16 protein-coding genes and 1 other RNA gene are annotated in these 16,506 nt (G+C 67.5%); 9 read left to right on the forward strand and 8 right to left on the reverse strand.

Going from position 1 to position 16,506, the window contains the following annotated elements; genetic code table 11:
* Positions 1-87: 87 nt before the first annotated feature.
* Positions 88-942, forward strand: coding sequence for a Nif3-like dinuclear metal center hexameric protein (locus M3B11_RS05020; protein ID WP_259875648.1), 855 nt, complete (start codon positions 88-90; stop codon positions 940-942).
* Position 943: 1 nt separating this feature from the next.
* Complete coding sequence (locus M3B11_RS05025) at positions 944-1,684, forward strand: zinc ribbon domain-containing protein (RefSeq protein ID WP_259875649.1); 741 nt, start codon at positions 944-946, stop codon at positions 1,682-1,684.
* A gap of 17 nt (positions 1,685-1,701) precedes the next feature.
* On the opposite strand, the gene M3B11_RS05030 is transcribed toward M3B11_RS05025, so the two are convergent.
* Positions 1,702-2,463, reverse strand: coding sequence for a YaaA family protein (locus M3B11_RS05030; protein ID WP_259875650.1), 762 nt, complete (start codon positions 2,461-2,463; stop codon positions 1,702-1,704).
* A gap of 109 nt (positions 2,464-2,572) precedes the next feature.
* On the opposite strand from M3B11_RS05030, the gene rnpB reads away from it, so the two are divergent.
* From rnpB to M3B11_RS05050, 4 genes are all read left to right on the forward strand, one after another.
* Positions 2,573-2,938, forward strand: an RNA gene (gene rnpB / locus M3B11_RS05035) — RNase P RNA component class A.
* 92 nt (positions 2,939-3,030) lie between these two features.
* Positions 3,031-3,282, forward strand: coding sequence for a hypothetical protein (locus M3B11_RS05040; RefSeq protein ID WP_259875651.1), 252 nt, complete (start codon positions 3,031-3,033; stop codon positions 3,280-3,282).
* 69 nt (positions 3,283-3,351) lie between these two features.
* Complete coding sequence (locus tag M3B11_RS05045) at positions 3,352-3,609, forward strand: hypothetical protein (protein WP_259875652.1); 258 nt, start codon at positions 3,352-3,354, stop codon at positions 3,607-3,609.
* 103 nt (positions 3,610-3,712) lie between these two features.
* Positions 3,713-4,129 (forward strand): acyl-CoA thioester hydrolase/BAAT C-terminal domain-containing protein, encoded by a 417-nt coding sequence (locus M3B11_RS05050; RefSeq protein WP_259875653.1) that lies wholly within the window; start codon positions 3,713-3,715, stop codon positions 4,127-4,129.
* Between the two features lie 5 nt (positions 4,130-4,134).
* On the opposite strand, the gene bioD is transcribed toward M3B11_RS05050, so the two are convergent.
* The 7 genes from bioD to ald form a co-directional block, all read right to left on the reverse strand.
* Positions 4,135-4,872, reverse strand: a complete 738-nt coding sequence (gene bioD / locus M3B11_RS05055; RefSeq protein ID WP_259855126.1) for a dethiobiotin synthase — start codon at positions 4,870-4,872, stop codon at positions 4,135-4,137.
* A complete protein-coding gene (locus M3B11_RS05060; protein ID WP_259875654.1) occupies positions 4,869-6,020 on the reverse strand; it encodes an aminotransferase class I/II-fold pyridoxal phosphate-dependent enzyme in 1,152 nt (383 codons plus the stop codon). Before M3B11_RS05060 ends, bioD begins: the two co-directional genes overlap by 4 nt.
* On the reverse strand, positions 6,017-7,363 hold the full coding sequence (locus tag M3B11_RS05065) for an adenosylmethionine--8-amino-7-oxononanoate transaminase (RefSeq protein WP_259875655.1): 1,347 nt from the start codon (positions 7,361-7,363) through the stop codon (positions 6,017-6,019). The genes M3B11_RS05060 and M3B11_RS05065 overlap by 4 nt, the downstream gene beginning before the upstream one ends.
* Positions 7,356-8,594, reverse strand: a complete 1,239-nt coding sequence (gene bioB / locus M3B11_RS05070) for a biotin synthase BioB (RefSeq protein ID WP_259875656.1) — start codon at positions 8,592-8,594, stop codon at positions 7,356-7,358. The genes M3B11_RS05065 and bioB overlap by 8 nt, the downstream gene beginning before the upstream one ends.
* A gap of 65 nt (positions 8,595-8,659) precedes the next feature.
* On the reverse strand, positions 8,660-9,499 hold the full coding sequence (gene ppgK / locus M3B11_RS05075; protein ID WP_259875657.1) for a polyphosphate--glucose phosphotransferase: 840 nt from the start codon (positions 9,497-9,499) through the stop codon (positions 8,660-8,662).
* Positions 9,496-10,407: a type I methionyl aminopeptidase gene (gene map, locus M3B11_RS05080; protein WP_259875658.1), complete on the reverse strand. Its 912-nt coding sequence runs from the start codon at positions 10,405-10,407 to the stop codon at positions 9,496-9,498. Before map ends, ppgK begins: the two co-directional genes overlap by 4 nt.
* A gap of 72 nt (positions 10,408-10,479) precedes the next feature.
* Positions 10,480-11,598 carry an alanine dehydrogenase gene (gene ald / locus M3B11_RS05085; protein ID WP_259875662.1) on the reverse strand — a complete coding sequence of 373 codons (1,119 nt, stop codon included), beginning with the start codon at positions 11,596-11,598 and terminating at the stop codon, positions 10,480-10,482.
* Positions 11,599-11,776: 178 nt separating this feature from the next.
* Between ald and M3B11_RS05090 the strand changes: the two genes are divergently transcribed.
* The 3 genes from M3B11_RS05090 to M3B11_RS05100 are packed head-to-tail and all read left to right on the forward strand — an operon-like array spanning position 11,777 to position 16,490.
* Positions 11,777-11,977: a hypothetical protein gene (locus tag M3B11_RS05090; RefSeq protein WP_259875659.1), complete on the forward strand. Its 201-nt coding sequence runs from the start codon at positions 11,777-11,779 to the stop codon at positions 11,975-11,977.
* 5 nt (positions 11,978-11,982) lie between these two features.
* On the forward strand, positions 11,983-13,320 hold the full coding sequence (locus M3B11_RS05095) for a glutamine synthetase family protein (protein WP_259875663.1): 1,338 nt from the start codon (positions 11,983-11,985) through the stop codon (positions 13,318-13,320).
* Positions 13,317-16,490, forward strand: coding sequence for a bifunctional [glutamine synthetase] adenylyltransferase/[glutamine synthetase]-adenylyl-L-tyrosine phosphorylase (locus tag M3B11_RS05100; RefSeq protein WP_259875660.1), 3,174 nt, complete (start codon positions 13,317-13,319; stop codon positions 16,488-16,490). The genes M3B11_RS05095 and M3B11_RS05100 overlap by 4 nt, the downstream gene beginning before the upstream one ends.
* Positions 16,491-16,506: the final 16 nt, after the last annotated feature.

The following is a 16,506-nucleotide window of genomic DNA, read 5'->3' on the forward strand; positions in this document are numbered from 1 at the left end:
CGTCTGATGTCGGTCGGCCTGCGGCTAGCACGGACAGGCTCATCATGGCGAATGTTCTCAGCAGCTGAAATGTATTACGGTATCCGCATGGGCTCACCTCGCGTTTCGGACATCGTCAGCATCTGCGACTCGCTTTGGCCTCCGGCCTACGCAGAGCCCTGGGACAGCGTCGGGCTCGCTGTCGGCGACCCGTCTGCTGAGGTCTCCCACATCCACCTCGCACTCGACCCGATGGATGCCGTCATCGCCGAGGCGAAAGACCTCGGAGCAGACTTCCTCTTCACCCATCACCCGCTGCTGCTGCGCGGGATCACCTCCGTGGCAGCCGACACTCTCAAGGGCGGGGCCATCACGGAACTCATCCGTGCCGGCATCGCCCAGTACAACGCCCACACCAACGCCGACTCCGTCATCGGAGGGGTCTCCGACGTGCTGGCTGAGGCGATCGAACTGACCGGACTCACCCCGCTCGTCCAGCACAGCGACGCCCCTGCCGGAGTGGGTCTCGGCAGGGTCGGAACCCTGTCGGCTCGGGTGAGCGTGCGCGAGCTCGCCGCCCGCCTGGCCGAAGCCGCACCGGCAACCGCCACCGGCATCCGCATCGCCGGCGACCCCGAAGTTCAGGTCGAGCGGGTGGCCGTGCTCGGGGGAGCAGGGGACTCACTGTTCGGCGAAGTCCGCGCCACCGACGCCGAGGCCTACATCACCTCCGACCTGCGCCACCACCCGGCCACCGAAGCCCGGGACACCGCCCACCGGCGCGCCGCCGGCACCCCGCATCTCATCGACATCTCCCACTGGGCAGCCGAATCCATGTGGATGACCAGAGCCGCCGCACAGCTGCGCGAACGGCTGACCGCCGGCGGCATGGACGCGACGGTCACAGTCTCGGAGATCTCGACCGACCCGTGGACGGAGCGCATCGGACAGGCAGGTGAATGACATGACAGCAAGCACGACAACACTGAGTACAGACGAGCAGCAGGCGCTCAACGCCTGGATCGAAACCGCAGCGGCCTCACGCAGAACCGAGCACGAGGCGAAGCAGACCGACCTCATCGCCCGTCTGCGGCAGCTCGCCGGCGAGCACCAGGCGACTGCCGCGATGCTCAAAGAACTCGAAGCAGCCCTGGCCAGCTACCGCAAACAGACCGCTGAGATCGATGCCGACGTCGAAGCCCGCAGCACCCGCATCGAGCAGATGCGCGATGCCCTCAACTCCGGCGAAGGGCTGACGAGCCGCGACCTCGTGGCACTGCAGTCCGATATCGACACCGCGATCGCGGCCAAGGGCGAACGCGAGAACGACCAGCTCGAAGTGATGAGCGAAGTCGATGACCTCACTGAGCGCATCAGCACCGTCACCGAGGACCTCAATCAGATCGCTGCCACCGGCAAGCAGCTGCAGGCCGAGCGCGCCGAACGCGCCGCCGAACTGCAGTCACGCAGCGAAGAGCTCGCCGCCAAACGCCAGCAGATCGCCTCCCAGCTGCCTGGCCCGATCGGCAGCCGGCTGATGCAGGCATTCGCCGCCGGTCAGCCGACGGCCGCGCATGTCAGCGCCGGCTCCTGCGGTTCATGCGGCTCCCAGATCAGTGCCATGACCCTCGACCGACTCGGCGCCTCGGGATCCGGAGCAACCGCCGACTGCGATGAGTGCGGCGCTCTGCTGCTGCACACTTGACCTGCACGTGAGTGTTCTCAGCCGGGCAGAACGATCGTCAGCTCGGCAGGCTTGCGCTTCGTGGCAGGGGTCAGCTCCGCCTCATAGTGCTTGCGCGCAGCCTTGAGCAGCGCCTCAGGAGTCTCCGGCAGGCCCGCCCTGCTGCGCAGCAGATGACCGGCGAGCTCGCCGCGCGTGAGCTTGGCGTTGTGGGAGACGACCGAGCGCTTGCCGTTCTTCTCCGTCACTGCGGAAACGGTCACGACCTGATCGACCGGCCCCGGCCAGGACTTGCGGTACTCCGTCGAGCGGCAGTCGAGGATGAGCTGACCGGCGAACTCCTCATCGAGGACCGGTGAGAGGCGCTTCTTCCACCATGTGGCGAGCACCCCATGCGCGGCGAGCTTCGTCTTCATCGACAGCCGGTAGGCAGGAATCGGATCACCGGCTGCCAGGAGCCCGAACAGCGCTGAGGATACATAGACCTGCGAGAGACGTTCGCGAGCCTTGCCGCGCATACTCCCCGCATCGAGGGCGGCATACAGGACCCCGGTGTAAGTCTCCAGCGCAGGAGCACAGGGGATCTCCGTCAGGTGCGTATTGCGCTCGACATCGTCCTGGAGGGAGAGCCCCACACCGAGCTGCTCGCAGGCATCGGGCTCAGCTGAGACCTCGGCGAGTGATTCGAGAACCTCGATGCGGGCACCGGTGAGCTCCGGGAAGCTCAGCTCATCGAAATCGAGCACCGGACCCGAGGCGGCAAGCGTCTTGCCCTCAGAGGGCGGCAGCAGAACAATCACGCCAGCCATCGTAGCCATCTCCAGACCCCAACCTGCGTTCAGGTGCAGGTGAGGATGCGCACATCCGGTGCCTGTCGCCTCGGGCGCGGGCGTACACTGGAGGCCGAGGTCAGGTCGCCGGACGGTCGCGGCAGCAGATGCTGACGAGGAACGTCCGGGCTCCACAGAGCACGGCGGTGGGTAACGCCCACCCGGGGCAACTCGCGGGACAGTGCCACAGAAAGCAGACCGCCGGCCATCGGCCGGTAAGGGTGAAAGGGTGGTGTAAGAGACCACCGGGTGCCAGGTGACTGGGATCGCACGGTAAACCCCGCCGGGAGCAAGATCGCACAGACAGCGCCTGACGGCTGCTCGCTGAAGCTGTCGGGTGGATCGCTTGAGGGCACCGGCAACGGTGCTCCTAGACAGATGACCGTCACGCAGACCGGGGCGACCCGCCTGCGGACAGAACCCGGCGTACAGGCGGCCTGACCTCCCCGTCTTTGCAGTCCTTTATACATTTGATACTCGTTCGCAGTGGGGTCTTGCTACGCTGTCAGCACGCCCCGCATCGAACGGAGAGCGCTGATGTCCACCGCATCCCCGCTCGCACACACGTCAGCTCACAGCGCAAAGAAGCGCAGAAGCAAGAAGTCGCCCCTGCGCCGGGTGCTCACCGTGCTCGTGGCGATCGTGGCGATCATCGCGCTGGTCATCGTCGCTGTCGTCATCACCCGCATCATCAACCTCAGCCGGTTCCCCGAATCCGGTGACGCGACGATGTCCGACCCGACGAACCTGTCGGTCTATCCCACCGATATTCCCGGTGTGAGCGTCTAGCACGTCACCGGCGAGTACCTCAACGGATTCCACCTCAAGCCGGAAGACCAGACCTCGCGCGGGACGATCGTGACCTTCGGCGGCTCGGAGGGCTCCCCGGACTTCGCCAAGGCCCGGAGGCTGGCCGAAGCCGGCTATGACACCTATGCGCTGTTCTTCTTCGGCATGCCCAACCAGCAGCCGATGCTCTCCCAGGTGCCGCTGGAGAGCTTCGAAGAGGTCATCAATCAGGTCGCGGCCACCAACGACGGCGGACCGCTGACGGTCATCGGCACCTCGAAGGGCGCTGAGTACGCCGCCAAACGCCGCCACCCGGTGCTCCGATGACATCGACAACCTCATCCTCATCGCACCGAGCGCCTACAGCTTCCCGGGCCTGGGCCAGGAGCAGAACGCCTCCTCCTGGACGTGGCAGGGCGAGGACGTCGAGATGATCTCCTTCCAAGGCGCCGGCTTCGGGCCGACGGCGACGATGTTCGCCCAGCTCATGCTCGCCTTCCCGGTCGCCTATGAGCCGGTCTACTCGGCTGCGGTGGCCGGTGCCGAGAATCCGGAGGCCGCCCGCATCCCGATCGAGGACTTCGACGGGAAGATCCTCGCGATCGCCGGCGGCAGCGACCGGATGTGGGCATCGGCTGAGTACGCCGAGCTCATCGCCGCACACCACTCGGACACCGAACTGAGCATCCACCCTGAGGCAGGGCACGTCTTCGGGGCACCCCCGAAGCTGCTGGCCGGACAGATGGTCATCGACTCCGGCGGCAGCCAGGCGGCCAATGAGAAGGCACTCGAGGATGCCAACCAGGATCTCAGCCGGGTGCGGCAGGAGTGGCACGAGCACTCATGAACAGGTCAGTCCGGCAGGCGCAGCCAGGCAGGTGCCTGGGCCTGGAAATCACCGGCACCGAGGCGGTGGCCGGCTCCGGCTGGCAGGGCACCGAGCAGCGGGGCGATGGTCGTGAGCGCCTCACGGTTGTCGATATCGACCGGCAGGGCAGGATCAGGCCACGAGCCGATGACGATGCCAGTGACGTCCACGCCGCGGTGGGCCAGCGCTTCGGCGGTCAGTGCGGTGTGATTCTGTGTGCCCAGCCCTGAGCGGGCGACGATGACGGCACCGACCGGTTCACAGGATTCGACTGCCAGGGTGTGAGCGAGATCGGCTGCCGTGTGCCCGCCGAAGTCGACGAGCACCCCGCCGGCGCCTTCGATGAGGACATGGTCGGCGCTGGTCTGCGCAGCCAGCTCGCGGATGTACTCAGCGTGCTCACCGGCTGTCGGCAGGCTGGCGCCTTCGGCACGGGCGGCCGGGACTGGTGCCATCGGCAGGCGCAGGGTGGTGTGTGTGAACGTCTCGATGCCGGCCAGCCGGGCGATGATCTGCGCATCGGATTCGGTTACGACGTCGGAGTACTGTGCCTCCAATTCGGTGCGCTCGGCATCATCGGGGCTGATGTGCCCGGTCTGCACGGGCTTGACCATGATGACCCGCCGCCCGGCCGCTGAGAGCGCTGCAGCCAGGGCGGCGGTCGCGATCGTCTTGCCGACACCGGTGTCGGTGCCGGTGACAAGCAGATACCGGGGGATCATGACCCGGTCACCTGAGCGCCGGCGACCAGGGATGCGCAGGCATCGGTGATCGCACGGATGCGGGTGCAGGCGCGTTCGAGTTCGGCGCTGCTGAGGCCGGCGCGGGCGGTCGGCCGCACCCGGGTGATGCCATCGGGGACCGACGGCGGGCGGAAGCAGCCGACGAGGATGCCCTCCTCGCGCAGCAGCGCCCGGGCCCGCACTCCGGATTCGGGGCTGGGCATCGGCACCGAGAGCACCGCACCGGCCGGGACCGGCACCTCGAGCGCGGCCGCCAGCTGAGCGCGGGCAGACGCCATGTCAGCGACCCGTTCTGGGGTGATGAGGTCGAGTGCGGCACGGGCGGCAGCGGCATTGGCCGGCGCCAGGCCGGTGTCGAAGATGAACGAGCGGGCGGTGTTGATCGCGGCATCGCGGATGAGCTCGCTGCCCAGCAGCGCACCGCCCTGCGAGCCGAGAGCTTTGGACAAGGTGGCGGTGACGACGAGCCGGTCGCGGTGAGCTGAGAGCTGGGCGGTTGCGCCAAAGCCGGTGTGCTCACCGGTGCCGGCGACCCCGAGGCCGTGAGCCTCGTCGACGAGCAGCATCCCATCGTAGCGAGCACACAGATCGAGCAGCGCGTCCAGATCTGCGGCATCGCCGAGGACGGAGTAGACCGATTCCACGATGACGAGTGCCTCGGGCTGGCGGCGTTCGGCCAGTGCGGCCTCGACGGCTGCCGTGTCGTTGTGGGCGACGATCTGCACCGGTGCCTTCGTCAGCCGGCACGCATCGATGAGCGAGGCGTGGTTGTGGGCGTCGGAGACGATGAGCGTATCCGGCCCAGCCAGTGTGGCCACCGCAGCGAGATTGGCCATATACCCGCTGGAGAAGGTGACGCAGGCCGGGTGGAGCAGACGCTCGGCCAGGGCGGCTTCGAGCGCGTGATGGGCTCGCGTCGTGCCGGTGACGAGCCGGGAGGCACGTGCCGAGGTGCCGAACTGCTCGATCGCCTCGATGGCCGCCGCACGCACCTGCGGGTGCTGGGACAGGCTGAGGTAATCGTTCGAGGCGAGGTCGAGACCGGTGAGCACCGGATCAGTGCGGTGCATATCAGCAGCCTGCCGTCGCTCACCGGCAGCCGCGAGCCGGGCGGCGATGGCGTTCACGACTCCGTCTCCTCGGTGTGGGCAGCCGCTGCGGCGACCATCGCCAGGGTGATCGTGGCGATCGTCTCCGGTGTGGAAATGTAGGGCGGCATCGTGTAGATGTGCTGGCGGAACGGCCGCAACCACACGCCGTGCCTGGCCGCGATGCGGGTGGTGAGGCCGACGTCGACGGGCCGGTCGAGTTCGATGACGCCGATCCCGCCGGTCACCCTGGCCTCATGGACGCCCGGCAGCTCTCGGGCAGGGGAGAGGCCTGCTTCCAAGGCCGGGGAGATGCGCTCGATCGCCGGCTGCCAGCCGCTCGTCTCATCGCCAAAAAGCAGCCCAAGCGAGGCTGACGCCGCAGCACAGGCCAGCGGATTGGCCATGAAGGTCGGGCCGTGCATGAGCGCTCGGTATGACGACTGCGTGATGACCTCAGCGACCGGGCCGCGGCACAGGAGTGCGGCCATGGTGAGGTATCCGCCGGTCAGCGCCTTGCCCAGGCACATGACATCGGGGACGATCCCGGCGGCTTCGCAGGCGAAGGCGGTGCCGGTGCGCCCGAAGCCGGTGGCGATCTCATCGGCGATGAGCACCGCATCGATGTCATCGGCCAGCCGGCGAAGCGCCTGCAGTGCGGCAGGGTGGTATGGCCGCATGCCGCCGGCCCCCTGGAACAGGGGTTCGACGATGATGCCGGCCAGATCCTCAGCGTGGGCGTCGACGAGGTTCTCTGCCTGGGTAACCCATGCCTCCACCTCGGCGGCGGGCGCCTCCGGCAGCGGCGGCCGGGGCAGGAAGACGTTCTCCGCCAGGAGTGCCGCGAAATCGGCGTGCATACCGCCGACCGGGTCGCACACGCTCATCGCCCCGGTCGTATCGCCGTGATAGGCGCCTTCGAGGGCGAGGAACGTGCCGCGCTCCCGCCCGCGAGCCCGCTGGTACTGGATCGCGAGCTTGAGCGCGACCTCAACGGAGACCGAACCGGAATCGGCGAGGAACACGTGATCGAGACCGGCCGGAGTGACCTCGACGAGCCGTTCGGCAAGCTCGACGGCAGGATCGTGGGTCAGCCCGCCGAACATGACGTGGGAGAACGACCCGATCTGCTCGGTGAGCGCGGCGTCCATGACCGGGTGCCGGTAGCCGTGGACGACCGACCACCACGAGCTCATGCCGTCGAGCAGCCGGTGGCTGGTGCCTCCGGCGTCGATCAGGTCAACGTACGGGCCCGAGGCACCGGTGACCGAGAAGTGCGCACCGGCATCGAGAGGCCCGTACGGGTGCCACAGCAGGCCGGTGTCGCGCTCCAGGGTCGAGGCGGGGTGCTCCAGGGTCGAGGCGGGGTGCTGCTCAGGCATTGGGGGCAAGCTCCGTGCCGGCCCCGCGGCGGCGGATCGTCGGAATCTGCACACCGGCCGATCCCGCCTCGTGCCCGGCAGGCGGCAGCGGCTTGCCGCAGGGAAGGGTGCTCGCAGAAGCTGCCGGTGCTGCAGCCGGTGGTGCAGTCGGTGCGGCGCCGTCTGCGGTGCCGGTGCCGTCTGCGCTGGTGTCGAACGCGGCCCGGTGGGCGGCGCGGTGGGCTTTGAGCTCATCGCGCAGCTGTGCGGTGTTCTTCGCTCCGACGATCTCGAAGCCGCCGTCGACGATCATATCGAGATCGTCCTCAGCTGCCTGGCCCTCGGAGGTGAGGTAGTCGCCGAGGAACAGCGAGTTGGCCACATGCAGCGACAGCGGCTGCAGGGAGCGCAGGTGCATCTCGCGGCCGCCGGCGATGCGCAGCTCGCGGTCCGGGCACATGAACCGCACCGCGCACAGGATGCGCATGCAGTGCTGCGGCGTCAGCGTATTCGTGCCCTCCAGCGGGGTGCCGTCGAAAGGGATGAGGAAGTTGACCGGGATGGAATCGGAGTCGACGGCCTTGAGCGATTCGATCGTCTCGATGATCTGGGCGTTGGTCTCGCCCATGCCGACGATGAGGCCCGAGCACGGCGACATGCCGGCTTCGCGGGCCTTGCCGACGGTGTCGACGCGGTCGGCGAAGGTGTGGGACGAGCAGATGTCGGCGTAGTGGGACTCAGCGGTGTTGAGGTTGTGGTTGTAGGCATCGACGCCGGCATCTTTGAGACGCTGTGCCTGACCGTCCTTGAGGAACCCGAGGCAGGCGCACACCTCGACGCCGGGGTTGGCGGACTTGATGTCCTCGACCATGCCGGAGACGCGCTCGACATCGCGGTTCGACGGGCCGCGGCCGGAGGCCACCAGGCACACGCGCGAGGCGCCGCCGGCCAGGCCGAACTCCGCCTGCCGGCGGGCTTCGTCACCGGGCAGCCACGAGTACTTGAGGATTTCGGCCTCGGAGCCAAGGCGCTGCGAGCAGTAGCCGCAGTCCTCCGGGCACAGGCCGGACTTGAGGTTGACGAGGTAGTTGACTTTCACCCGGCTGCCGAATTGCTCCCGGCGCAGGCGGGAGGCGGCGGCGACGAGGTCGAGGAGCTCCTCATCGGAGCTGGAGAGGATGGCGTGGGCGTCGTCAGCAGTGGCCGGGGTGCCAGCGAGGACGCGATCGGCGAGCGAAGAGTAGCTGAACATCGTTCAATTATTGAACAGTGTTCAGCTGGGTGTAAAACCGGCACGCCGCCGGGCGGCTCACCTCGCTATTTGGCGGTGTTCTTCTTCACCTTCGTCCGGCCGGCGCGTGCGGCCGAGTAGCCGGCTCCGACGATGCCGGCGGCATTGCGCAGCTCAGCCGGCCGGATCGGGGCTTCGAGCTTGAGCAGCGGCAGGAAGCTCTCGTGCTCCTTCGACACTCCGCCGCCGACGATGATGAGGTCGGGGTGGAGGAGCAGCTCGATCTGCGCGTAGTACTGCTGGAGCCTCTCAGCCCACTGCTCGAAGCTCAGCCCTTCGCGGGTGCGCACCGATTCGGCGGCCTGTGTCTCGGCATCAGCGCCGTTCATCTCGATGTGGCCGAGCTCTGTGAAGGGCACGAGCTGGCCGTTGGCGAACAGCGCGGTGCCAATGCCGGTGCCCAGGGTGGTGAGGATGACGGTCTGCTTGCGGTAGTCGCGGCCGGCGCCGAAGGTCATCTCGGCAAGGCCTGCGGCATCGGCGTCGTTGAGGACGTAGCAGCTGCGGCCGGTTGCCTTCTCCAGATGCTCAGGCAGGTGCTCGCCGATCCAGGACTGGTCGAGGTTCGGGGCGAAGCGCACGACGCCGTCCTTAAGGACGCCGGGGAAGGCCACGCCGATGGGGGCGTGGTCGAGTTCGGCGGCATCGGCGATGATGTCCTTCTGCAGGGCCTTGTCGATGACCTGCTGGACGACCTCGCTGACCGTGGCGACCACCGCCTCGGGGGTGGCCGGCTGCGGGGTGAGGATGCGGCGGCGTTTGAACGCCAGCTCACCGGCGACCGGGTCGATGAGGCTGGCCTTGATGCCGGTGCCGCCGATGTCGACGCCGATGGCCCAGTCGGCGCGCTGCGCTGCCGGGCTCATGCCGGGTCTCCTGGTCCGCCGTAGATGGCTGCGGTCTCATCGGGCAGGGTGAGGATGTCGGCGCCGGTCTCGGTGATCGCGATGGTGTGCTCGAACTGGGCTGAGCGCTTCTTATCGGCGGTGACGATCGTCCAATCGTCATCCCATGCCTCCCATCCCTCGGTGCCGAGGTTGAGCATCGGCTCGATGGTGAAGACCATGCCCGGGACGATGAGCTCGTCGTGGTTTGGGGCGGCGTCGTAGTGGGGGACGATGAGCCCGGAGTGGAACTCCGCGCCGACGCCGTGGCCGGTGTAGTCGCGGACGACGCCGTAGCTGAAGCGCTGGGCGTACTTCTCGATGACCCGGCCGATGATGTTGATCTGGCGGCCGGGTTTGGCGGCCTTGATGCCGCGCATCATCGCCTCGTGGGTGCGCAGCACGAGGTTGCGGGACTCGTCATCGACATCGCCGACAAAGAATGTGAAGTTCGTATCCCCGTGCATGCCCTCGATGTAGGCGGTGATGTCGACGTTGAGGATGTCCCCGTCGTTGAGCACCGTGTCATCGGGGATGCCGTGGCAGATGACCTCGTTGACCGAGGTGCAGCAGGCCTTGGGGAACCCGCGGTAGCCCAGGCATGACGGGTAGGCGCCGTGGTCGCAGAGGAACTCGTGGGCGATGCGGTCGAGTTCATCGGTCGTGACGCCGGGAGCCACCGCTTGACCGACGGCTTCGAGCGCGTTGGCGGCGATGCGGCCGGCGGCGCGGATCTTCTCGATGTCCTCGGCGGAGTAGACATCGCCGGCGTTGCCCTCGTTCGGGACGGCCTTGCCGACGTATTCCGGACGCGGGATGTCCTTGGGAACGGGCAGGATCGGAGAGACGGTTCCTTTGCGCAGGGTGCCAAGCGGTGCGTGTGAAGTCATGATGATCCCCAGTCTAACGCGGAAGGCGGCCGCCTCCAGGTGTGGAGACGGCCGCCTGCGGTGAGACGTGCCTCAGTCTGCGAGGACCTTCTCAGGTGCGGTGAAGTCGAGGTTGAATGCCTCGGCGACATTGGCGTTGGTGACGTGGCCGTCGAAGGTGTTGAGGCCGCGTGCCAGGCCGGTGTCCTTCTTCATCGCCTCGCGCCATCCCTGGTCGGCGACCTTGAGCACGTAGCTCATGGTGGCGTTCGTCAGGGCGCGGGTCGAGGTGGTCGGCACAGCACCGGGCATGTTCGCCACGCAGTAGTACACCGAGTTGTGGACCTCGAAGGTCGGGTCGTCGTGGGTGGTCGGCTTCGAGTTCTCGAAGCAGCCGCCCTGGTCGATGGCGATGTCGACGAGCACCGAGCCGGGCTTCATGTTCTGGACCATCTCGTCGGTCACGAGCTTCGGGGCGCGCTTGCCGGGGATGAGGACCGAGCCGATGACGAGGTCTGCGGTGCGCAGCGAATCGGCGATGTCGTACTCGTTGGACATGCGGGCCTGCAGGCCGGTGCCGTACTGTTCCTCGAGCTGGCGCAGGCGCGGCAGCGAGATGTCGAAGATGTCGACCTGGGCGCCCAGGCCCAGGGCGATGCGGGCCGCAGCCGTGCCGGCCACACCGGCACCGACGACAGTGACCTTGCCGCGCTCGACACCAGGGACGGCTGAGAGCAGGATGCCGCGGCCGCCGTTCTTCTTGAGCAGGCTGTTTGCGCCGACCTGGGTCGACAGACGGCCTGCGACCTCAGACATCGGAGCCAGCAGCGGCAGGCCCTGCCCATCGGGCTGCACGGTCTCATAGGCGATCGCCGTGGTGCCGGACTCCACGAGGCGGTTGGTCAGCGGCTCATCGGCAGCCAGGTGCAGGTAGGTGAAGAGGGTGAGATCCTTCCGCAGGAAGTCGTATTCCTCAGTGACGGGCTCCTTGACCTTGAGCACCATTTCCCCGGCCTCCCACGTCGAAGCGGCATCAGGGGTGATGGCGGCGCCGGCGGCGGCGTACTCCTCGTCGGTGATGCTCGAGCCCAGACCGGCGCCGGACTGCACGCTGACGGCGTGACCGCGTTTGGTCAGCTCATTGACACCGGCCGGGGTGATGGCCACCCGGGACTCGCTGTTCTTGACTTCGGTGGGAACGGCGATCTTCATTGACAGACCTTTCATTTAAACGCTCTGGGGCGCATTTCACAACTGCCTGAGCCACACCTTACGGCGCGCGGGCGATAGCGGCCAATCGCCGCCAGCCAGCGCGTTAGACTGGGACGACAGAGTGCCTGGGGCGCACGCGTCCCGGGCCCTGGCAACCGTCCGACGAGGGAGCTCAGCGATGACTGATCAGGAAGACACCTACGGCGCCGAGAAGTACTGGTTCAACACCAAGACCGGTAAGGTCGAGCACGGCCCGCAGAGCAACTGGGAGAACCGCATGGGCCCCTACGACACGGTCGAGGAAGCTGAGCAGGCTCTGGCCAAGGCAGCCGAGAACAACAAGCAGTGGGACGCTGAGGACAAGGAGTGGAACGGCTGATGTCGATGAACCGCCAGCAGGAGTACGTGCTGTCCACGGTTGAGGACCGTGACGTCAAGTTCATCCGCCTGTGGTTCACTGATGTGCTCGGCCAGCTCAAGTCGGTGGCGATCGTGCCCGCCGAACTCGAAGGCGCCTTCCGGGAGGGCATCGGCTTCGACGGCTCGTCCGTCGAGGGCTTCTCCCGGATCTTCGAAGCGGACATGGTGCTGCGCCCGGATCCGGCGACCTTCGCGCTGCTGCCGTGGCGCGGAGACACCGAGCCGACTGCGCGGATGTTCTGCGACATCTACGATCCTGACGGCACTCCATCGGCCTCGGATCCGCGCAACGTGCTCAAACGGCAGATGAAGATCGCCAACGACCGCGGCTTCACCTTCTACGTCCACCCCGAGATCGAGTTCTACCTCTTCAAGTCCGGCCACCTCGGCGGACAGCCGCCGGTGCCGGTCGACACCGCCGGGTATTTCGACCATGTTGACGGCGGCACGGCGAACAACTTCCGCCGCAGCGCCGTGCAGATGCTCGAATCGATGGGCATCTCCGTGGAGTTCTCGCACCACGAGGCCGGCCCTGGCCAGAACGAGATCGACCTGCGCTACGCCGACGGGCTGACGATGGCCGACAACGTCATGACGTTCCGCACCGTCATCCGCGAAGTCGCCCTCGAACAGGGCGTGTTCGCCTCGTTCATGCCCAAGCCGCTCATCGACGAGCCCGGCAACGGCATGCACACCCACGTCTCGCTGTTCGAAGGCGATGAGAACGCCTTCTACGAACCCGGTGCTGAGTATCAACTCTCCCAGACCGGCCGGCAGTTCGTCGCCGGTCTGCTGGAGCACACCCCGGAGATCTCAGCGGTGACGAACCAGTACGTCAACTCCTACAAGCGGCTGTGGACCGGGCACGAAGCGCCCAGCTACATCTGCTGGGGCCACCGCAACCGCTCCGCACTCGTGCGGATCCCGCAGTACAAGTCGGGCAAGGCCTCCTCGGCGCGGGTCGAATACCGCGGCATCGACTCCTCAGCCAACCCGTACCTGACGTACTCGCTCATGCTGGCCGCTGGCCTCAAGGGCATCGAAGAGGGCTACGAGCTGCCCGACGAAGCCGAGGACAATGTGTGGCTGCTGTCCGATCATGAGCGCCGCGCACTCGGCATCTCGGCGATGCCGGTGAGCCTCAACGACGCGGTCGCGAAGATGGAGAACAGCGAACTCGTCGCCGACACCCTCGGCGAAGCGGTGTTCGAGTTCGTGCTGCGCAACAAGATGCAGGAGTGGGTCGACTACCGCGACCAGGTCACCCCGCACGAGTACCGACGCCACTTCAACACCATATGAGCCGTCAGGTCGACCCCGCACGCAGCCGCTCAGGCTTCGGGGACTCCCGCCGTGCCAGGGGGTTCCTGGCTGAGGCCGACGAGCTGCTCGGCAGGGAGGTGCTGAGCTCACCGGTCAGCGTCGAGCTCATCACCCAGGCACCTGACCCGGATGCCGCGGCGCTTGGGATCCTGCGCACCATCGAGGCACTCGATGAGAAGGGTCAGCGCCGCTTCGCCAGCGCCGTCGATGAGTATTCGAACTTCCTCCCACGACTGTCGCATCTGGCAGGGACTTCGGATGTCTCAGTCGATCACTTCGTGCGCCGGCCCGAGGCGGTGTTCCTGCTCGCCGCAGAGAACCAGACCCTGCTCCTGGGCACCGAGGCGGCCGAACCGGCGCGTCTGCGGTCCCACCTGTTCGAGGCCATCGGTGCCGATCCCGCCGCCGAGGCCCCGGTCGCCTCGGTCACGGGGGAGGACGCTGTCGTCGCGCTGCGGCAGGCCTACCGGGATCTGCTCGTCCAGCTCACCTGCGACGATCTCGGCAGCCTGTTCGCCAATGAGATCGTCTGCGATGTGTCCGCGCTGCTCGCCGACATGGCAGCCGCGGCGATCGACGCCGCTCTCGCCGTCGCGCGGGCCGAAACCGATGATGCCGAGACGGTGCGGCTCGCTGTCATTGCGATGGGGAAGTGCGGAGCCCGGGAACTCAACTACGTCAGCGACGTCGACGTAGTCTACTGCTGGGCACCTGCTGACACCGGTGAGCCCGACAGCGGCGGCCAGGACACCGACCACGGTGCGCAGGCCCGCAGACTCGCCGAACTCGACGAATCCGGTGCGCGAACAGCGACGAAGCTCGCCCACCGGCTGGCCGAGGTCATCGCCGGCTACGCGCCCGAACCTCCCCTGTGGGAGGTCGATGCCGCACTGCGTCCGGAGGGCAAGAACGGCCCGCTGGTGCGCAAACTGGAGGAGTTCGAGCACTACTACGAGAACATCGCCCACAACTGGGAGTTCCAGGCGCTGCTCAAGGCCCGCCCGATCGCCGGTGACCGCGACCTGGGCACAGCTTGGTTCGAGACCCTCAACCCGCATGTGTGGACCGCCTCGGCCAGACCCGGGTTCATCGACGAGGTGCGGCGGATGCGCGTCCGCGTCGTCGACCTCATCCCGGCCAAGGAGGCCGAACGCCAGATCAAGCTCGGGGCCGGGGGACTGCGCGATGTCGAGTTCTCCGCCCAGCTGCTGCAGCTCGTCCACGGCCGCGACGACGAAGCCATCCGGGTGACGAACACTCTCGAGCTGCTCGACCGGCTCGGCGCACGCGGATACATCTCCTCCGAAGACGCCGCCGACCTCAGCGAGTCCTACCGGTTTCTGCGCACCGTCGAGCACCGGCTGCAGATCCCGCGGATGCGCCGGACTGCGCTGCTGCCGACGCAGGAGAAGAAGATGCGCGCACTCTCGCGCAGCGTCTACGCCCTCGGCGACCGCTCTCCGCAGCGGCTGCAGGAGGAGCGCGAGTCCCGGTCCCGGCGGATCCGGGCGCTTCATGAGCAGATCTTCTACCGCCCGATCCTCGAAGCCGCTGCCGGCCACGGGGCGATCTCCCGGCTCTCAGCCGAATCGGCTCGCGAACGTCTGTCGGCGTTCGGCTACCGCGATCCGAAGTCGGCGATGAAGCACATTCAGGCGCTGACCACTGGTGTGTCGCGCGCAGCGATGGTGCAGAAGCAGGTGCTCCCGGCGCTGCTCGACTGGTTCTCCCGCGGTGTCGACCCTGATGCCGGACTGCTGGCGTTCCGTCGGCTTTCCGAATCGCTGTCGACTTCGACGTGGTACGTCAAGATGCTGCGCGATTCCGGCGTCGCAGCCAAGTCGATGGCCCACGTGCTGTCGCTGTCCTCGTTCGCCACCGAGCTGCTGCTGCGCAACCCCAGCGCCGTGTCCTGGTTGGACGATCAGAGTCGGCTGCAGCTGCGGGAGCCAGAGGACATCGAAGCCCGCCTGCGCGGCATCGTCGACCGGTACGGCCACGAGGCGGTCCCGGCGGTGCGCGCACGCTACAGCCGGGAGGTGCTGCGCGTTGCGCTGTCCGACATCCTCGGCATCGCCGATCGCAGGGACATCCCCAAGCAGCTCGCCACCCTCATGGACTCGGCGATCGACGCGAGCGTTCGCGCCGTACGGGCCGGACTCGACGCCGACGCCGAGGTGGGGGAGTACGAGTTCGCGATCATCGCGATGGGCCGCCTCGGCGGAGCTGAGATCGGTTATTTCTCCGACGCCGATGTCATGTTCGCCTTCCGCTCTTTGGAGAAGAACCTCGACGCTGATGCCCGCTCGAAGCTCAGTTCGCACGTGCGCCGGGTCGCGCTCGAGGTGACCAATCAGCTCGGCAGCGCCGGGCCCTCCCGGCCGATCGAGATCGATGCGGACCTGCGCCCGGAGGGCAAGAAGGGACCACTCGTGCGCTCCCTGGACTCCTACGCCGGCTATTACGACAAATGGTCCGAGCCGTGGGAGGCGCAGGCGCTGCTGCGGGCCCGGCCGATCGCCGGTGAACAGACCCTGCGCGATGCCTTCACCGCGCTCATCGATCCGCTGCGCTACCCCGACGAGGTGCCTGAATCCTCGCTGCGGCAGATGCGGCGGCTCAAAGCGCGCATGGAGAGCGAACGCCTGCCCCGCGGCGCTGACCCGAACCGGCACCTCAAACTCGGCCGCGGCAGCCTCTCCGACGTCGAATGGACGATCCAGCTGCTGCAGATGCAGCACGCCGCTGACAACCCACGGCTGCGCACCACCGAGACCCTGGCTGCTCTCGACGCGCTCGTCGCTGCCGGGGAGATCGGTGCTGAAGATGCCGAGACCCTCAGTGAGGCCTGGCTGCTGGCGACCGACGTGCGCTCAGCTGTGACCCTGTTCCGCGGCCGCCCGGCAGCCGCCCTGCCTGCGGACTCAGCCGAACTGGAGGCCACCGCCCGGCTGCTCGACTATGAACCCGGGTGCGGCCAGATCCTCTTCGACGACTACCTCGGCGCCACCCGCCGGGCGCGGAAGGTCATGGAGCGGCTGTTCTACGACTTCGACGAAGAGCAGGCAGGCAGCCACGCCCACGCCGCCAACCGCGGCCACGTCGCCGACCCCGACGAATTCGCCCGCGGCTACTCCCGCCGGTTCTGAACCACCGCCTCGGGCC

It is taken from the genome of Brevibacterium sp. p3-SID960 (assembly GCF_025144725.1).
Classification (GTDB): domain Bacteria; phylum Actinomycetota; class Actinomycetes; order Actinomycetales; family Brevibacteriaceae; genus Brevibacterium.

Bases quoted from the DNA above. Each gene is read 5' to 3' on its own strand.
- M3B11_RS05100 (WP_259875660.1), top strand. From the start codon at position 13,317: ATGAGCCGTCAGGTCGACCCCGCACGCAGCCGCTCAGGCTTCGGGGAC.
- M3B11_RS05025 (WP_259875649.1), top strand. From the start codon at position 944: ATGACAGCAAGCACGACAACACTGAGTACAGACGAGCAGCAGGCGCTC.
- ppgK (WP_259875657.1), bottom strand. From the start codon at position 9,499: ATGAGCCCGGCAGCGCAGCGCGCCGACTGGGCCATCGGCGTCGACATC.
- bioB (WP_259875656.1), bottom strand. From the start codon at position 8,594: ATGTTCAGCTACTCTTCGCTCGCCGATCGCGTCCTCGCTGGCACCCCG.
- ald (WP_259875662.1), bottom strand. From the start codon at position 11,598: ATGAAGATCGCCGTTCCCACCGAAGTCAAGAACAGCGAGTCCCGGGTG.
- bioD (WP_259855126.1), bottom strand. From the start codon at position 4,872: ATGATCCCCCGGTATCTGCTTGTCACCGGCACCGACACCGGTGTCGGC.
- map (WP_259875658.1), bottom strand. From the start codon at position 10,407: ATGACTTCACACGCACCGCTTGGCACCCTGCGCAAAGGAACCGTCTCT.
- M3B11_RS05040 (WP_259875651.1), top strand. From the start codon at position 3,031: ATGTCCACCGCATCCCCGCTCGCACACACGTCAGCTCACAGCGCAAAG.
- M3B11_RS05095 (WP_259875663.1), top strand. From the start codon at position 11,983: ATGAACCGCCAGCAGGAGTACGTGCTGTCCACGGTTGAGGACCGTGAC.
- M3B11_RS05020 (WP_259875648.1), top strand. From the start codon at position 88: ATGGGCTCACCTCGCGTTTCGGACATCGTCAGCATCTGCGACTCGCTT.
- M3B11_RS05050 (WP_259875653.1), top strand. From the start codon at position 3,713: ATGATCTCCTTCCAAGGCGCCGGCTTCGGGCCGACGGCGACGATGTTC.
- M3B11_RS05090 (WP_259875659.1), top strand. From the start codon at position 11,777: ATGACTGATCAGGAAGACACCTACGGCGCCGAGAAGTACTGGTTCAAC.
- M3B11_RS05065 (WP_259875655.1), bottom strand. From the start codon at position 7,363: ATGCCTGAGCAGCACCCCGCCTCGACCCTGGAGCACCCCGCCTCGACC.